This is a genomic window from Shewanella sp. 10N.286.45.A1 (assembly GCF_041470405.1).
GTDB lineage: Bacteria > Pseudomonadota > Gammaproteobacteria > Enterobacterales > Shewanellaceae > Shewanella.
Map to the genome: position 1 here is coordinate 1 of NZ_JBFRMK010000259.1, position 16,818 is coordinate 16,818.

12 protein-coding genes are annotated in these 16,818 nt (G+C 43.5%); 5 read left to right on the plus strand and 7 right to left on the minus strand.

The genetic code is table 11. The features are described 5' to 3' along the window. Window positions 1-54: 54 nt before the first annotated feature. The 4 genes from AB4238_RS17765 to AB4238_RS17780 all read right to left on the minus strand — a co-directional run bounded on the left by AB4238_RS17765 (window position 55) and on the right by AB4238_RS17780 (window position 7,266). A complete protein-coding gene (locus AB4238_RS17765; protein WP_372034649.1) occupies window positions 55-2,199 on the minus strand; it encodes an OmcA/MtrC family decaheme c-type cytochrome in 2,145 nt (714 codons plus the stop codon). A 69-nt stretch (window positions 2,200-2,268) separates the two neighbouring features. Beyond that, complete coding sequence (locus AB4238_RS17770; RefSeq protein ID WP_372034650.1) at window positions 2,269-4,182, minus strand: OmcA/MtrC family decaheme c-type cytochrome; 1,914 nt, start codon at window positions 4,180-4,182, stop codon at window positions 2,269-2,271. Window positions 4,183-4,215: 33 nt separating this feature from the next. Then, the gene (locus tag AB4238_RS17775; RefSeq protein ID WP_372034651.1) at window positions 4,216-6,339 is read right to left on the minus strand and encodes an MtrB/PioB family decaheme-associated outer membrane protein; all 2,124 of its coding nucleotides are present in this window, start codon (window positions 6,337-6,339) and stop codon (window positions 4,216-4,218) included. A gap of 12 nt (window positions 6,340-6,351) precedes the next feature. Then, window positions 6,352-7,266, minus strand: a complete 915-nt coding sequence (locus AB4238_RS17780) for a DmsE family decaheme c-type cytochrome (RefSeq protein ID WP_372034659.1) — start codon at window positions 7,264-7,266, stop codon at window positions 6,352-6,354. 494 nt (window positions 7,267-7,760) lie between these two features. Here AB4238_RS17780 and AB4238_RS17785 point away from each other — a divergent pair, with 494 nt between their 5' ends. From AB4238_RS17785 to glnS, 3 genes are all read left to right on the plus strand, one after another. Continuing rightward, on the plus strand, window positions 7,761-8,000 hold the full coding sequence (locus AB4238_RS17785) for a FeoA family protein (protein WP_020913325.1): 240 nt from the start codon (window positions 7,761-7,763) through the stop codon (window positions 7,998-8,000). Beyond that, window positions 7,993-10,287 (plus strand): Fe(2+) transporter permease subunit FeoB, encoded by a 2,295-nt coding sequence (gene feoB, locus AB4238_RS17790; RefSeq protein WP_372034652.1) that lies wholly within the window; start codon window positions 7,993-7,995, stop codon window positions 10,285-10,287. The genes AB4238_RS17785 and feoB overlap by 8 nt, the downstream gene beginning before the upstream one ends. Window positions 10,288-10,469: 182 nt before the next feature. Then, window positions 10,470-12,140, plus strand: coding sequence for a glutamine--tRNA ligase (gene glnS, locus AB4238_RS17795; protein WP_372034653.1), 1,671 nt, complete (start codon window positions 10,470-10,472; stop codon window positions 12,138-12,140). 95 nt (window positions 12,141-12,235) lie between these two features. Here glnS and AB4238_RS17800 read toward each other — a convergent pair whose 3' ends face one another. Next, entirely contained in the window at window positions 12,236-12,832 is a 597-nt protein-coding gene (locus AB4238_RS17800) for a Yip1 family protein (protein WP_372034654.1), read from the minus strand. A gap of 207 nt (window positions 12,833-13,039) precedes the next feature. Here AB4238_RS17800 and miaE point away from each other — a divergent pair, with 207 nt between their 5' ends. Continuing rightward, window positions 13,040-13,819, plus strand: a complete 780-nt coding sequence (gene miaE / locus AB4238_RS17805; RefSeq protein ID WP_372034655.1) for a tRNA isopentenyl-2-thiomethyl-A-37 hydroxylase MiaE — start codon at window positions 13,040-13,042, stop codon at window positions 13,817-13,819. Between the two features lie 33 nt (window positions 13,820-13,852). Here the strand turns inward: miaE and AB4238_RS17810 are convergent, their stop codons facing one another. Next, on the minus strand, window positions 13,853-14,569 hold the full coding sequence (locus AB4238_RS17810; protein WP_372034656.1) for a UDP-2,3-diacylglucosamine diphosphatase: 717 nt from the start codon (window positions 14,567-14,569) through the stop codon (window positions 13,853-13,855). A gap of 10 nt (window positions 14,570-14,579) precedes the next feature. Then, the gene (locus AB4238_RS17815) at window positions 14,580-15,074 is read right to left on the minus strand and encodes a peptidylprolyl isomerase (RefSeq protein WP_372034657.1); all 495 of its coding nucleotides are present in this window, start codon (window positions 15,072-15,074) and stop codon (window positions 14,580-14,582) included. Window positions 15,075-15,386: 312 nt separating this feature from the next. Between AB4238_RS17815 and cysS the strand changes: the two genes are divergently transcribed. After that, window positions 15,387-16,766: a cysteine--tRNA ligase gene (gene cysS, locus AB4238_RS17820; RefSeq protein WP_372034658.1), complete on the plus strand. Its 1,380-nt coding sequence runs from the start codon at window positions 15,387-15,389 to the stop codon at window positions 16,764-16,766. Window positions 16,767-16,818: the final 52 nt, after the last annotated feature.

The following is a 16,818-nucleotide window of genomic DNA, read 5'->3' on the forward strand; positions in this document are numbered from 1 at the left end:
CTTAACTGATCGGCATTAGGCATAGCCTCCTTTTATCAACCAAAACGTTTGCTATTAGTTGCCATGGATCTCAAGCAATTGACTTGGATTATGACAAGTAGAACAAGCTTCAGCCGAACGTGTCCTAACATCATCGGCATCCATACCATCTAAAATACCACCGTTAGATGTGATATGGCTTGCGCCAGAATCACTTAAATACTTCTGATGACAGCTTAGACATGCTCCGGCATCAGAAGATACCCAAATATCAGCACCTGTAGTGGTATCACCATAGCGCCATACGCGATCAGGGGCTCGTCCAAGCTGGATCCCATCATCAGTGTGACAAGTAGTACAATCGGTTTTAAGGACGGTACCAGATTGAACACCAGCATACTTAAGGTAATGTCCTTCAGCTTCGTGTGCTTTGTAAGCATAACTGGTAGGCTTCATACCACCAGGGAAGCTACTATCACCTTTGGTCGTTTTATCTGAGGTATGACATGTCTGACAATTATAACCATTGTTATAATGATGGTTCTCTTGATTATGACAGCTCTGGCATTTAGCTGCATCAACGATTGAGCGGCGCATAGCCGCTTGAGCACCGTCATCGATACCGCTACCAGACCAAACGAAATGATAAGGTGCTTCTTTAACGGGGATAGAACGTGTTCTATCAGAACATTCTGTCATCACCACTTCTTTTACAGCGTAGCCACCGTTATTAAAGCAGACTTCTACAGCTGACCATAACTCAAAGGTTTTTCCATCGGCGTCAGCAGGCATATCAAATGTGCTAGCTACAATAGTAAAGGCCTTTGTGTCAGCATTATAAGTACCATCTGAGAGCTTAAAGCGACGTATGCTGTAAGATGCATCAGTATAAGCAGGGAAGTCTTTATCGCTATCCCAAGCAACTACTACGCGGGTTCCTTGTTCAATAAACTCTTCAGAAATTGCAGCACCGCTTGCGTCAGTTATTTGTACATCAAACATTAACTTTCCAGCAGTATCAAGACCTACGTTACTAAAGGTCACTCCCATTGCTTCAGCGTCTGTGTATGCTTTTAATACATCGCCATGGCGTTTCTCTGCGTTGCCTGTACCAGGATAAGTATCGGTTGAATTATGGCAAGCGATACAGTTAGTGCTACTGTGCGATTGTGATGGCTTTTCAGTATGACAGCTTACACAGGCGGTATTACTTAAGTCTGCTTTAAATAAGTCAGCATTAGCTGGCGCGCCTTCTCCTTCTACGTGGCATGAGGCACAGTTCGCTGCTGGTTTTTGCGGGAACATTACTTTACCGTAGTCATGTAAGCTTCCGCCGTAACCGACAATTTTATAAGGGGCAGGCACTAATCCATCAGGTGTGCTGGTTTCTCTGTCTTGACCTTTGTGGATTGCGTGGATCATGTAGGTGAAATCGACGCTATTTCCACTTTCTGGATCACCTGAAGTTGCGGTATGACAACTTGCACAGTTCTCTAAATCAACACGTCTTCCGCCATGTAACTCAAGGCTTTCTGGTTGGTGACAAGTGTAACATGCGGCTATGTTAACTACGTCTCTGGTTTGTATTCCTGAGGTTTCACCTGAAGATGGTTGCCAATCGTGATGTGCATTTGCTGTTGCTTGAGGCAGTTTAAGCTCTAACGTAGCCCTATGCGTATTATCTTCGCCATAGGTCACGGCTAGAGGTTCAGTTACGTTGGCAATGTTTTGCATAAATGTATAGCTATAGCTGCCATCGCCGTTATCTACAAAACACGTTTCACAGCTACTCGCAGCTTCTACATTTGCTTGGTACTGTGGAGATGGCACTAAACCCGAAGTATCATCAGGTAAATCACCAGGTTCTTTTAACGCATTGATATAGGCTTGCCATTGATATCCACGGTCATACTCTACTTCACCAAGAGTTTCGGTAACATGAGCAAGCTGGGCAATACCAAATCTTAAGTCATAATCTTTAGTCAAGCCAAGGACTGCGACACCATTTGCATTTTCTAAGTTAAACTCAACCGTTACGTTTCCGTCTTCTACAGTGGCGCTAGTAAATTGAGCCATAACAGAGGAAGTGGTATCGATACTGACACCAACTACGCCATCTTTACCATCTTCACCGTCATTGCCGTCGCTACAACCAAATAACAAAGCGGCACTCGCGAGAGCAATCAAACTGAGTTTTGAGCTTCTAGTTTTGATTTCCATAATTTGCGTTCCATTTCTCATCACAAAACATTGAAAGCCCAATAACGGAGGTTATTGGGCTAATGATTATTATTTTATTGGGTGAACAGCTAACACATCGACCGATGCACCTTGACCATGGCACGTGGCACAACTTTCTGTGCCAGATGTTGCATCAGCTTCTGTGCCGTTAAACACACCTCCTTGTTGGGTCATATGGCTCTTAGCTGTGTCACTGGTATGACAGGCGCTACAGATGGCTGATGTTGGGCTGGTAAAGCTGCCGTCGTCAAAAGCTAATGGCTGCACTGCACTATCAAGTGGTAGCGCGGCCGTAAGCACGCCGGAAGCATCTTCTGTATGGCATTGGGCACAGTTACCGATATTGCCTGGGTAATTAATATCGGGGTAGCTTTCACGTGAACCGGCATGCAGAGTGTGAGCTAAATGTTTGTAGTCAGCTGTTGAAGCCGCAGCGTTAGCAGCACCTGCTTCAGCTTGCATATTAGGGTTATGACAAACCTGACACTGGCCTTCTAGATCATTACGAGATCCATGATAATTGAGCTCTTGGTCGCCATGACAGCTACCACAGGTCTCATTCGTCACAACAACTCGGCGGCCAATATCTGTAATTGCAGTTGTACTAAAGAATTGATGGCTAGATTTAAGGTTGGTAGTGTTGTCTATATCTGCACAATTTGCCAACATATCGTCATCACTACATAGTTTACCTTGAATAGCTAAGGTACCCTTATCATTAGTAAGTTCAGCAGGGACAGTTAAGCCCATTATCTGATAATTAAAGATGCCATTACTACCAGAGATAGGCGTTATATCTTGTAACTTAATAGACTTAGCACTTCGAGTTGTATAATCAACGCTTACACCCCAGTTTGCGTAAATACGTAGATCATTGACAAAATCAAGATTATCGGCGCTTTCGGTGTAGATTTCATTGGTTGCAGGGTTAGATAATCTCACGCCTAAATCTACTGTGGTGCCATTTAAAGACGCACTGACAATTTCTACATTAAATTGGCCAAGAACAGCCTCGGTATCTGCTTGACTATGGGCACTCATGGTCCAGTCAGCGTTATGACAAGCGACACAGTTACTATTGTCTTGTTGAGTTGGATGACCTTGTCCAGCTGGGAAGTCAATATTAGTGTGACAGCTACCACATGCTTCCATTGTAGGAACACGCGCCCAGTTCATGTTTTCAGTTAATGCTTCATCAGCGAAGTGACATGTTTGACAATCTGCTAGTGAGCCTGGAAATCCAGTTAAATGCTTGCCGTGAACCATAGGAGCAAAAACATTATCGGGGTTACTGACCTTATCGGCGTTATGACAAGTTACACAGGTTTCAACTTCATTGTATTTACTGCCATGAAAAGCGAGATCATTGTGACAGCTATTACAAGTTTCCATCTCAATAAGGTTTCGCGTGTAGGCAGGGGTGTCACCTTTATCTTGCCAATCATAATGTTGGTTGGTTATTGGTAGTGCTGTGCCATCGGGTAGCGAATCGCCGCCTACTTTAATCACAACGCGCTGAGTCCCACCGGACATAAAGCTAATGTCATTCATACCATCAAATGCACCGCTAAAGGTGTAGCTATATTGACCGTTTTTATGGTCGACAAATTCGCCGTCACAAACGTCTGAACAAGACTCCGAGGTGAAGTACTGCCACTCACTTGCATTACCTGCATTGGTGTAGCCCATCGGTAGCAGTTGTGCTGCAAGGTAAGTTGCAGAAGGGATACCTACAACTGGCTCATCTTCTTCATTGGTGATGCGGTAATTAACCGTGGCAATTCCAGTGTCAAAAACAACCTCTTTGACAGTGATATTTAGCTCACTAATCTCTGAAGCTGGGGGGCCTCCTGGTTCACCTGGATTGCCAGGTGAGCCGTCGTCACCGCCACAAGCAGCCAGCATGGCAATTAGACCTAGAGGAATACTTTTATGAAGTCGTGATTGGGTGATCAGTTTCATTTTTATTTCCTTGAATTCCTTTTATTGACAGAACTACATTTGGTAGCTGAATGTCAGGCCAAAATAATGAGCGTTATAGTCGTGGCTTAAATCGCCAAAAGTCAGCACGTTAGGGATTGAGTCGACGGATAAACCTTGGTTCAACCAATCGGAGTCTTTATAGTTCTCGAAAATCCAATCGAAACGTAATGCCATTTTTTCAGCGAGTTGATACTTAGCGAAAGCATTAATATTGTGTTTTTCGGAGAAGTAATCACCATAAGGAGAAGTGATCCCTTGAATAACATTGGTATCGCTTTGTCCGTCGGCGTATGAATAATCTAGGCCAAGATTGAGTTTGCTATCTAACAAGTTTTGGTAATTTAAACCTGCACCGACTAATGTGGATTGCTCATCGGTGTTGGCATACCAGTTAGCTAAGCCAAAGTTTGAGCTGCCAGCTTGGTCACTGTCACGCCAATCTTGGTTGAGGTAGGCGTTAAGATTGAAATTCTCGCTTATCATGTAATTGGCTGATATATCGTAGCCTTGGGTATCAACCCGAGTTAAACCAATTTCTGTATCGTTATAATCGTCATAGCTAGCATGTAAGTTGGCACTAGCAGAAAATGCAGCTGAGCCACTATAGGCCACGTTAAGTTTGTATTCTTGACGCTGTCTATCTGCAAGGTATGACTTTCTTAAATATGGATTACTGGGACTTGATGTTGTCGTTACAGCTTTATAGGTACTTCCGGTTCTATCACTCGCTTCGGCTTTTAACCAAGCAGACCAAGCCGGGGATATTCGGTAGTTTAGTTTTGCATAGAGGCTATTTTGCTGCAGAGAATCTCGGTCTAAATCGCTATAGTCGTTATGGTCATAACGATAGCCACCATCTATATATATACTACGGTTAAAACGGTATTTCGCGCCAACATCGACTAACTGCTTAGTACGATCATATTCTGGGTTAACAGCGGTGCCTGCATAATAGCTATCACTGATGACTTGTGGATAGGCATTCAGCGCTGTTTTATTGTCTCGATCTGAGTAGTCATAACGCGCTCTTACACTTAAGCCTCGTGCAGGTCGGCCAGAGTACTTAAGTTTCATGTCGGTGGTATCAACCTGACCGTCAAGGCTACTGGTTGGTAGAGCGGGGGAGGGACCATTAATCGTTGCCGGTAGGAAAGCTTGATCTTGTGTAAAGCTCGCAACGCTTAAGTTCATCAACACTTGATGGCCGTTGCCATTAATTTGCGCATTTGCCCCGACTCGATAGGCTTTGTTGTCTGGAGCCGCAGCGCTTTGACCTTCATAGGCTGCACCAAATGTAGGTGTAAAGGCGGACTCCCAATTAACGGCTTTATGATCATTCTTGTACTGGCTAAAAGATGAGTCGATGCCGACTAACCAACCTTTACCGTTAAAATAGATTTTTGCACCAAATTCATCGGTTGTATCATCAATAGGCTGGGCTAGCATGGCGCTATTGGTGAGTAAATTACCGGAAAAAGTGCGTTTACCTTCACGCTTTTCATGCTGGTAATTAATATCAGCCTTGTAGAAGCTACCTTTATAGTCAGCTGCTAATAAAAACCTATCACGTTGAGTTTTTAACGCTATATCGGAAATGTCATCATTTAGGTTCGACATTTGCCCCGTGGTTGCACCAGTTTGCCAATCATCGGGCAGAAAAAGCTGATCTCCACTATTCATATAGGGTGTTAGCGCCGCATTGGTGTCGTAGTTCGCTAGTCCTCGATAACCTAAAGCGATGGAATATTGGCCTTTTCGGCCAGTCTCTATTGCCGCACTACCTGTGTCATACCCCAACTTGTCTGCTGTTACTGTAGTTTGATAACCATTTTCTGATTGATAGTTAAGGTCAGCCTCTATATGCCCGACTGCACCGTCTGTATCTGTACCGGTCGTATTACCAAAATTAATGTCACCAGCATCATTATAGGCAGCGCCTATAATGATGCTGCCATTAAAGCCTGAGGTTGTTACGCAGCGCTTGCACTCCCACTTTTCGACTTTTGCATTGTCGCGGTTGGCACTTTGGACGCCGTAACCTGCTGCATGCACCGACGTTATAGATGCGCTGATAGCCAACGCTATTAGAGAAAGCTGCAACGGCTTATTAATATGGAACTGTATATCTTTCATCATTGCCACTCCTTGTTAGCGCTGTAGTAGCTTGCCAGATGGATGGTTAGAGCCATGTACTTGCGAATGGCAGTTCATACAGCTTTGTCCCGCATTAAATGCATTGGGATTGCCACCGAATACGGCATTTGATGTGTGTCCAACAGATGCGTGACATTGTTGACATAACATAGGCGGTTTACTGATCAGCATCGCTTCGTTGACGCTGCCATGTGGATTATGACAAGACGCACAATCTTCTGTAACCGGCGCATGTTCCCATAATTTGGGGCCGCGTTTTTCAGCGTGACAAGAGTAACAATTTTCATTAACGCTCATCTGCTTTAAGCTAGCATCTGCGAGTGTGCCATGCGGGTTGTGGCAGTCACTACATACCATCTGTTGCCATTTTAGTGGGTGAGAGGAGCGTTTATTCATGTCAGCTTTTTGTTGAGTGTGACAACTGGTGCAGACTGCAACTTCAGTTGCTCTATCTGCTATGGGGTCGTGTCCTGTGTGGACTTGATGGCAGTTTGCACAGCTGACATCTGCATTGTCGTGGTGATTGCCGCTCCAGGCCATACGTTCATCATCGTTATGGCAACTCATACAAACACTATTTTGTTTGTCGGCAGGAACAGGGGAGTTTGAACCAAATGTAATCATTGGCTCTTTGCCACCACGGTTATGAGATCCTAATGGTCCGTGACATGCTTCGCATTGAAGATCTGCCATTGGCGAACCTTTAACATTGGCATTGCCGTGAACACCGTCGAACAGTTCCATCACTTTTGGGCTCTTTCTGTGACACATTAGGCAGGTGTCAGCGCCTTTCGATGAATACTTTCCTTCAGCAAACTTTTTATCTAATAGAGCTTCAACCTCTTTAGGTGGTTGATCGTCCCATGGGGCTGACATGACATTAAAGCAAAATGCCATAGTCGTGAGCATTAGCAAGTTCACTAGTTTTGTAGAGAACCATCCTGTGGTTTTGTTCATCATGTCATTCCCATTCCATTCGCTTTTTAAGCGTTCTTTTTTTGGATTGCAATATTAGTAGTTATGTAAATTACTAACATAAAATAATATAACAAAAACATGACAAGTTCATAACAAGTAGGCTGTCTAATTTAGTATTTATCACTGATCTTTAAAGGGTAAATATTGAAGCGTGATCTTGATCACACTCTTGATTGTGAAGCTATTCATTTGATTTCAGTGTAAATAATAACCATTATTATTTGGGGGGTTAGCCACTACTTATTTATCTGAGGTGAGACCATTTATTAGTTGAGAGATTTGTCACATAATAGAGAACACAATTGAAAATTATTATCGTTTACGGTCTGAAATGTTGATCTAGGTAAAGTTATTGAGATTAACAGTCCTTTAGAATCAGTATCAATTCAAAGAAAGTTGAGGCCTGTAATTAGGTGGAATGCACAATGAAGTTAAGTGAACTAAATCCAGGCGATTTCGCCAGAATTTCTCAAGTAGGGCAAATTGACCTACCGGCAGTTGTTAAACGCAAACTCCTATCGATGGGGATCACACCCAACACTCGATTTTCTTTGATCCGCAGGGCACCAATGGGCTCAGGCGTAGAATTAGATATCCGAGGCAGTAAGTTATGCATGCGTCGCGATTTAGCAGATATTATTGAGGTTGAAAAAGCGAATGGATAAGCAATTTAATTGCGTCACCGTCGGTAACCCTAACGCGGGTAAGTCGACTCTTTTTAATGCTCTTACTGGCTCGAACCAACAAGTAGGTAACTGGTCTGGAGTTACTGTTGAAAAGAAAACAGGGCAATTCGCGCTGCAGGGTACCGATGTTTTTCTTACTGACCTTCCCGGTATTTATGATTTATTACCGGCTGGTAACAGTTGCGACTGCTCTTTAGATGAACAGATTGCGCAGCAGTATCTAGCTGATCAGCCAATTGACGGCATTATTAATCTTGTTGATGCAACCAATATCGAACGTCACTTATACTTAACGGTGCAACTGCGTGAGCTTGGTATCCCATTAGTTGTAGTGCTAAACAAAATAGATGCTGCGATTAGTCGTGGTATTCATATCGATGTCGCACAGATGAGCAAAGAGCTAGGTTGTCCTGTTGTGGCTGTGTGCTCTCGCGATGAACAAGACATTGAGAAGGTGAAACAACAGTTTGTTGCTTTGCTCGATGGGAAAGTTTCTGAAGCGCCTTTAGTGCTTAATTACGATACAGAAATTGAGTCTGGTGTAAGCAACCTGCTTGCTGCCGATGACAAGTTGAGCCGAGGGCGTGCACTTGCGATGCTCGCTAATGGATTAGGCTGTGGTAAGTGCAAAAATAGTCAAATGGCGAGCGAAGTTGAGCAATACTCTCAAGCATTGTCTGCTCAAGGTAAAGACATTGAAATAATGGTGGCCACCACACGCTTCAACTTCGTTGAGCAGGTGTTTACTGGTTCAGTTACCAGTGACAATGCCGAAACATTAACTGACAAACTAGACAAAGTGGTGCTTCACCCCGTTGCAGGGATCCCTGTATTCCTGTTTGTGATGTACCTAATGTTTATGTTCAGTATTAATGTTGGTAGTTCTTTTATCGACTTCTTTGATATCGCTGCAGGAGCTATTTTTGTTGATCATTTCGGCGCATTAATGTCGAGCCTAGGTTCACCCGAATGGTTAGTGACGATTGTCGCCGGTGGTGTTGGTCAAGGTATTCAAACTGTTGCTACGTTTATCCCGGTTATTGCAGCGCTATTCTTAGCCTTATCAGTACTTGAAGGTTCTGGATACATGGCTCGTGCAGCTTTTGTTGTTGATGGATTGATGCGCCGTATTGGTCTTCCTGGACGTGCTTTTGTACCTATGATTGTTGGTTTTGGTTGTTCAGTGCCGGCGATTATGGCTACTCGAACCTTAGGTAGCGAGCGTGAACGTATTGTCACAGGAATGATGGCACCGTTTATGTCATGTGGAGCGCGTTTACCTGTATATGCGTTATTTGCTGCTGCTTTCTTCCCAGAATCTGGTCAGAATTTAGTTTTCTTGCTTTACATGATTGGCATTTTGGCTGCGATTGGTACCGGTTTATTATTGCGTTCCACTTTACTGCCAGGCTCAAGCAGTGCGGTAGTGATGGAGCTACCAAGCTATGAGAAGCCTAAGTTTAAGACTGTAATGGCTCGAACAGGTAAGCGTACAAAGAGCTTTATTATGGGAGCGGGTAAGACGATTGTTATCGTGGTAACCTTACTTAACTTCGTCAATGCTATTGGTATTGATGGAACATTTGGTCACGAAGATAGCTCTGAGTCAGTACTCAGTGTAGCAAGCCAAAAAGTTACTCCGCTATTTGCCCCTATGGGTGTAGAGCAAGATAACTGGCCTGCAACAGTGGGTATTATTACTGGTATCTTTGCAAAAGAAGCCGTGGTCGGTACGTTGAATAGTCTTTACTCTGACAACAGTGCTGGCGATGAAGACTTAGCGCCGCTATCTGAAACCTTTGCTGAAGCCTTTGCTACTATCCCTGAGAACTTATTTGGCATTTCGCCTGAAGATCCATTATCTATATCTGTTGGCGATGTCTCTTCAGTTGAAGCTGCGTCAGAAGAGTTAGAGGTTGATAGCTCAACCTTTACTGCACTGCAGGCTGGTTTCTCTGGTGTGATTGCAGCATTTGCATACCTATTGTTTATATTACTATACACGCCGTGTGTCGCAGCAATGGGCGCACTTGTGAACGAGTTTGGTGGACGTTGGGCGGCATTTGCAGGGTTATGGACCTTTGGTCTTGCATATGGCACTGCGACGGTATTCTATCAAGGCGCTACGTTTGCTCAACATCCTCTGCAATCAAGTTTATGGATTGGCTTCTTCACCCTCGCATTAGTTGTATTTTATGTATGGCTGAAGAGGAAAGGGCGAAAAACGCAGACGATTATTCCCGGTATTAAAGTGATTACGGAATAGCAGTATTAGCGTATAATCTGAGTGTATAGATAAAAGCAGCGATGATTCGCTGCTTTTTTGTCTTTAAATGGCTATGCTGTAACCATTAACCCGTGTTTTTGAGCGTGAACCGTTGACCCTACTGGGGATCTGTAGGATTATGCTTTTTTCGTCATTAACCATCGTTCGCAAAGAGGAATTCCATGAGTCATGTGGACACTGAAGTACGTCCAAGTAACTTCATACGTAGTATCATAGATGAAGATCTTGCCAGCGGTAAGCACAGCGCTGTGCATACCCGTTTTCCGCCAGAGCCTAATGGTTTTCTTCATATCGGCCATGCTAAGTCTATCTGCCTAAACTTTGGCATCGCACAAGACTACCAAGGTCAATGTAACTTACGTTTTGACGATACCAATCCTGAAAAAGAGGACATTGATTATGTCCACTCAATTCAGAATGATGTGCAGTGGCTTGGTTTCCAGTGGAGTGGCGATATTCGTTACTCTTCAAATTACTTTGATCAACTGCATCAATATGCGGTTGAGTTGATCACTAAAGGTTTAGCTTACGTTTGTTTCTTAAATGCAGAACAAACTCGTGAGTACCGCGGCACGTTAAAAGAGCCGGGTAAAAACAGTCCTTACCGTGATACAACACCTGAAGAGAACTTAGCGCTATTTGAAAAAATGCGTAATGGCGAGTTCAAAGAGGGTGAGTGTGCGTTAAGAGCAAAGATTGATATGGCATCGCCATTTATGTGTATGCGCGATCCGATCATTTATCGGGTACGCTTTGCCCATCATCATCAAACAGGTGATAAGTGGTGCATATACCCTATGTATGACTTTACTCACTGTATCTCTGATGCGATTGAGGACATTAGCCACTCGCTTTGTACTCTAGAGTTTCAAGACAACCGCAGATTGTATGATTGGGTGTTGGATCATTTAGATGATTTTCAGTCTCCAAGTCGCACACGTCAGTATGAGTTCTCAAGACTAAACCTTGAGTACACGCTAATGTCTAAGCGTAAGCTGAACGATCTTGTAGTACGAAACATCGTCTCTGGTTGGGATGATGCTCGTATGCCTACGATTGCAGGTTTTAGACGCCGTGGCTATACCGCAGCTTCCATTCGTGAATTCTGTAAGCGTATAGGTGTAACTAAGCAAGAGAACATGATTGAAGTTGCCATGTTAGATGCTTGTATCCGTGAAGAGCTAAATGAACATGCTCCGCGCGCGATGGCGGTTATTAACCCTGTTAAGGTAGTGATTGAAAACTACCCTGAAAACCAAGTTGAAACTGTCCAAGCACCTATACATCCAAGTAATGAAGAGATGGGTAAACGTCCACTGTCATTCGGGCGTGAACTTTACATCGACGCAGATGATTTCCGTGAAGAAGCAAATAAGAAGTTCAAACGCTTAGTACAGGGTAAAGAAGTTCGCTTACGTAATGCGTATGTGATTAAAGCTGAACGCTGTGATAAAGATGCTGATGGCAACGTGACCACTATTTACTGTACCTATGATGATGAAACCTTGGGCAAAAATCCAAGTGACGGTCGTAAGGTTAAAGGCGTGATCCATTGGGTAGAAGCAACGACAGCTCAACCTGCAGAGTTCCGTCTGTATGAACGTCTATTTAACGATGCCAACCCAGCGGCAGCAGAGTCTGTTGACGATGTGCTCAATCCGCAATCATTAACGGTTAAGCATGGGTTTGTTGAAGCTGGACTGGTTAACGCTGAAGCTGAAAAAGCATATCAGTTTGAACGTGAAGGCTACTTCTGCGCAGACAATAAGGATTCAACTAAAGACAACCTAGTCTTTAACCTAACGGTGCCACTACGTGATACTTTCGCGTAATCGTTTTATACTGCTAGGTATTAGTTTGAGTTGATAAACTCGAAAATAAAAAAGCCGACAATATGTCGGCTTTTTTGTAGGTGGAATCAGTTCACTTATTGGTACATCGGCCCAAACCCAACGCTCCATAAAATAACGCTAGATGCCATCAGTCCGACAAGTAACACTAAGCCTGCTGTTACAACGGAACTTGCATAGATAAAGCCTTTCTCTTCCGGGATATTCATTATGATTGGCACCCCGGTATAAAGTAGATAAACCGAATAAGCTAACCCGGCTAAACCAACTACCATGATGAACCACAATGTTGGATAAAGCGTCGCTAAGCCCACCATAAATAATGGGGTTGCAGTGTATGCTGCTAACTCTAATGCTTGAGTGTAACTTGGTTTTGCATCGAAGGTTTTAGCCATCCAAAAAGCAACGTAAGCCAGTGCGAATACGCCTGCAATGAGGCCGAAATACATGCCTGTAGACATGATTAGTGCGCTTTCAGCTGTTAAGAATTGACGCTCTCCAACGCCGAGATCCCAACCAATTTGTGACGTTGCAAAGAAAGTGCAGATAGCAGGAATGAGTGCAACGATTAAGATATGGCTCAGACTACTTCTAAGCGCTTCGTGGTTTTTTTCAATTGTTTGCCACTCTTCTTTTGGATGAGTGTATAGCCCCATTAAGTGATTCAATATCATTATAGTTATCCTTGTTTAGCATTTAACTTTTAGATTAAATTGGCTCGCCAAACTGCAGACGAACTTTTTACAGCTCTAAGGCTATTTATTGAACAAAACTAACCAAGAGTCAAGCCAATCATTTTAAGCATAGATGTTAAGCTAGGATTGTGCAGGAAATTACTGATAAAATAGTTAACTCTAACGAACAGCGTAAAGAGCCATAGCATGCAGCAGTTACTTGCCCCTATTTACTCATTTTTGAAATGTGAAACCCCAGATAGTTGGATTGAAGAAGCAATAAAGCCTGAACAGCTAAGAGGTTTGCTGATTGATCATTGTAATTGTGAGTTAAAAGCGGCGCAGACGGCGATGTTTTTGGTGCGTAAATATGCCATTGATAAGCCAAGTGGCAAGGTTTTGTTAGATTGGGCAAAACCCTATGAAGATTTCGTCTACATTAAAACACGAGATGTGACAGCTTTTTTGTCAAAAGAGAGCAAGAAAAATGAGTTAGTAGGTGAACTTGTTGCCCGTAAGGATTTTGCTCATAGTGCTGACCTTATTCAGAAGATGGTGCGCTTGATTAAAGAGGAGTTTCACCATTTTGAGCAAGTATTGGAGATTATGCATAGCCGCGGTATTGAGTATCAAAATGCCCGCGCTGGCCGGTATGCCAAGGGGATGATGAAACAGGTGAGAACCCATGAGCCGGCTACGTTGATAGATAAGCTTATCGTTGGCGCGTTTATTGAAGCTCGCTCTTGCGAACGTTTTGCCAAGCTTGCCCCTCACCTAGATGCTGAGTTGAAGAAGTTTTATATCTCTCTATTGCGCTCTGAAGCTCGTCACTACCAAGATTATTTAACACTCGCTCAGGCTATTTCGACCACCGATATCGCTGACAGAGTTGCCCATTTTGCCGCCGTCGAAGCTGAGCTTATCTCATCAGTAGATGAGGATTTTAAGTTTCATAGCGGTGCGCCATCTCTCATGGAAGCAGTTTAAAGCGACGAAACAGATGGAAGGCCAGTAGGGGGCTTACTGACCAAAAGGCAGCTCTATAAGCTCAATGTTATCTTGGCTAATGCATAGCATACTGCCTTGCTCATACCAATCACCGACAACTATTCGACGTTTTCCATTAGCAAGCTGATGGATAGCGGGACGGTGCGTATGACCATGGATCATTTGCTGCGTATGAGTCTCTTCAAGCAGTGCGAGTACAGCGTCGGGCTCTACATCCATAATGCTATAGCTTTTTTGTTGATTGCTGCTTTGACTGTTGCTTCTTAATTTAGCGGCAATTCCAAGTCTCTTTGACTTTGGCAGGTGAGCATATAGCCACTTTGCCCATGTTAAATTACGAAACTTTCTAAAGCGTTGGTAGGGTTTATCTAAGGTACAGAGGCTATCGCCGTGCAGAATAACGGAGTCGATGCCATACAAATTGATGGTAAAAACTTCGGGCAATAAGGTCATGCCACTGCGCTGCGCAAATGCACTGCCGATAAGAAAGTCTCGGTTGCCGTGAATAAAGAAAATGGGCAATTTTTTTGAGGCTAGTTTAATGGCATCTGCTATCTGATTTGCAAATGGCTCTGCAATATCATCTCCCACCCAAACTTCAAACAGATCGCCTAGGATATAGAGTGCTGAGGTATCGGTAAGCTGAGTCTCTAAGAAAGTAAGAAAAGCTTGGGTAATATCGGGACGATCTGCACTTAAGTGCAAATCGCCCACAAAAAGTGTGCGCATCAAGTCAGTCTTACTCTTCGATAGTCACTTTTTCGATGATTACAGCCTCAAGAGGGACATCTTGATGCATGCCACGGTTTCCGGTGCTTACTGCCTTAATTTTATTAACAACGTCCATACCTTCAGCAACTTCACCAAATACACAGTAACCCCAACCTTGTGCAGACTCAGACTTAAAGTCTAAGAAAGTGTTATCGTTGATGTTGATAAAAAATTGAGCCGTTGCTGAATGTGGATCTGAAGTACGTGCCATAGCAATGGTGCCTACTTTGTTTGAAAGGCCATTGTTTGCTTCGTTCTCAATGGTTTCACCGCTACGCTTCTGTTCCATCTCTTCAGTAAAACCACCACCTTGAACCATGAAACCGTCAATAACACGGTGAAAAACGGTTCCGTCGTAAAAACCTTCTTTGACATACTTCTCAAAGTTGGCTGCAGTTTTTGGTGCTTTTTCAGCGTCAAGAGAAAGCTTGATTTCGCCGTGGTTGGTATGCAGTGTGATCATAATTTTTACTCTCGCAATTTAACACATGGTAAATAATGGCTGGATTCTAACGTAATTGCGCTGCAGCATAAAGTGTTGCGTGATTTGTCACTTTAAATAATGCACTCAGTGAACAGCTAATAGGCAACCAATAAAGTACGGCTTATGGGGAATAATGCAAACAAGTTGTATAGGAGAACGCTTTCTAGCCAATATTAATCAGTTCTACACGATTTTGCGCACTTGGTATGGGAAAACTGCTTGGAACCGTGAGTTTTGCAGTGGTAGACTGAACGACCTATTTCTGAATATAGCCGTTGAAGAGAATAATCAATGTTGAAGCTTTACAATACGCTTACCCGCCAAAAAGAACAGTTTATACCAATACAGCCCGGAAAAATTGGCATGTATGTGTGTGGGGTGACCATTTATGATTTATGTCATATTGGTCATGGACGTACTTTTGTTTCATTTGACATGATTGTAAGGTACTTGAGATATAGCGGTTATGACGTTAATTTTCAGCGTAATATCACCGATGTAGATGACAAGATTATCAAGCGTGCTAACGAGAACAATGAAAGTTGTGACTCATTAACAGAACGCTTGATTGGTGAGATGCACAGAGATTTTGATTCTCTTAATATGGCTCGTCCTGATTTTGAGCCTCGTGCAACGCTGCATATGCCAGAAATCATAGAGATGGTTGAGAAGCTTATCGCTCGTGAGCATGCTTATGTAGCAACCAACGGTGATGTTTTGTTCAGTGTATCATCGTTCCCAGAATATGGTCGTTTATCTGGGCAGAACCTTGAACAGTTGCAAGCTGGCGCAAGGGTAGAAGTTGAAGATGCTAAGCGTGATCCTATGGACTTTGTTCTATGGAAAATGTCTAAACCTGGTGAGCCTACTTGGGATTCTCCTTGGGGTCCTGGGCGTCCTGGTTGGCATATTGAATGTTCAGCAATGAACAGCAAGCATCTTGGTAATCATTTTGACATCCATGGCGGCGGCAGCGATCTTCAGTTCCCTCATCATGAGAACGAGATAGCGCAATCTTGCTGTGCACACGACACTCAGTACGTAAACTACTGGATGCATACAGGCATGGTAATGGTTGATAAGGAGAAGATGTCTAAATCGTTGAACAACTTCTTCACCATCCGTGACGTATTAAATCACTATGATGCGGCGACAGTGCGTTACTTCTTGTTGTCAGGCCATTACCGTAGTCAGCTTAATTACTCAGAAGAGAACCTTAAACAGGCTAAATCTGGATTGGAGCGTATTTATACAGCGCTAAAAGATTTGGATCTTACGGTCGATGCTGCACCTGCTGAAGAGTTTGTCGCACAATTTAAACGTGCAATGGATGATGACTTCAATACACCCGAAGCTTACTCTGTGCTGTTTGAAATGGTACGCGAAATTAATCGTCTTAAATTAACTGACATGCAGCAAGCGTCAGCCTTAGGTGTCGCGTTAAAGCAGCTTGCTGATGTGTTAGGGATCTTAGGTCAAGATGTTGATACTTTCTTTAAAGGCGAAGGAAGTGATGATGAAGTGGCCGAGATTGAAGCGTTAATTGTTGAGCGTAACCGAGCGCGAACCGAAAAGGATTGGGCGGCTGCTGATGTAGCAAGAGATGGCCTCAATGCCCTCGGTGTTATTCTTGAAGATGGCCCTGAAGGCACCACTTGGCGTAAGAAGTAATATACCGCTTAAACAAAAAAGCCTGCTAATGCATAATGCCGATCATTTAGTG

What these genes read in the sequence shown, in the direction of transcription:
- AB4238_RS17765 (WP_372034649.1), bottom strand. Translation starts at nt 2,199, where the DNA reads ATGGAAATCAAAACTAGAAGCTCAAAACTCAGTTTGATTGCTCTCGCG.
- cysS (WP_372034658.1), top strand. Translation starts at nt 15,387, where the DNA reads ATGTTGAAGCTTTACAATACGCTTACCCGCCAAAAAGAACAGTTTATA.
- glnS (WP_372034653.1), top strand. Translation starts at nt 10,470, where the DNA reads ATGAGTCATGTGGACACTGAAGTACGTCCAAGTAACTTCATACGTAGT.
- feoB (WP_372034652.1), top strand. Translation starts at nt 7,993, where the DNA reads ATGGATAAGCAATTTAATTGCGTCACCGTCGGTAACCCTAACGCGGGT.
- AB4238_RS17780 (WP_372034659.1), bottom strand. Translation starts at nt 7,266, where the DNA reads ATGCTCACGACTATGGCATTTTGCTTTAATGTCATGTCAGCCCCATGG.
- miaE (WP_372034655.1), top strand. Translation starts at nt 13,040, where the DNA reads ATGCAGCAGTTACTTGCCCCTATTTACTCATTTTTGAAATGTGAAACC.
- AB4238_RS17775 (WP_372034651.1), bottom strand. Translation starts at nt 6,339, where the DNA reads ATGATGAAAGATATACAGTTCCATATTAATAAGCCGTTGCAGCTTTCT.
- AB4238_RS17800 (WP_372034654.1), bottom strand. Translation starts at nt 12,832, where the DNA reads ATGATATTGAATCACTTAATGGGGCTATACACTCATCCAAAAGAAGAG.
- AB4238_RS17770 (WP_372034650.1), bottom strand. Translation starts at nt 4,182, where the DNA reads ATGAAACTGATCACCCAATCACGACTTCATAAAAGTATTCCTCTAGGT.
- AB4238_RS17785 (WP_020913325.1), top strand. Translation starts at nt 7,761, where the DNA reads ATGAAGTTAAGTGAACTAAATCCAGGCGATTTCGCCAGAATTTCTCAA.
- AB4238_RS17815 (WP_372034657.1), bottom strand. Translation starts at nt 15,074, where the DNA reads ATGATCACACTGCATACCAACCACGGCGAAATCAAGCTTTCTCTTGAC.
- AB4238_RS17810 (WP_372034656.1), bottom strand. Translation starts at nt 14,569, where the DNA reads ATGCGCACACTTTTTGTGGGCGATTTGCACTTAAGTGCAGATCGTCCC.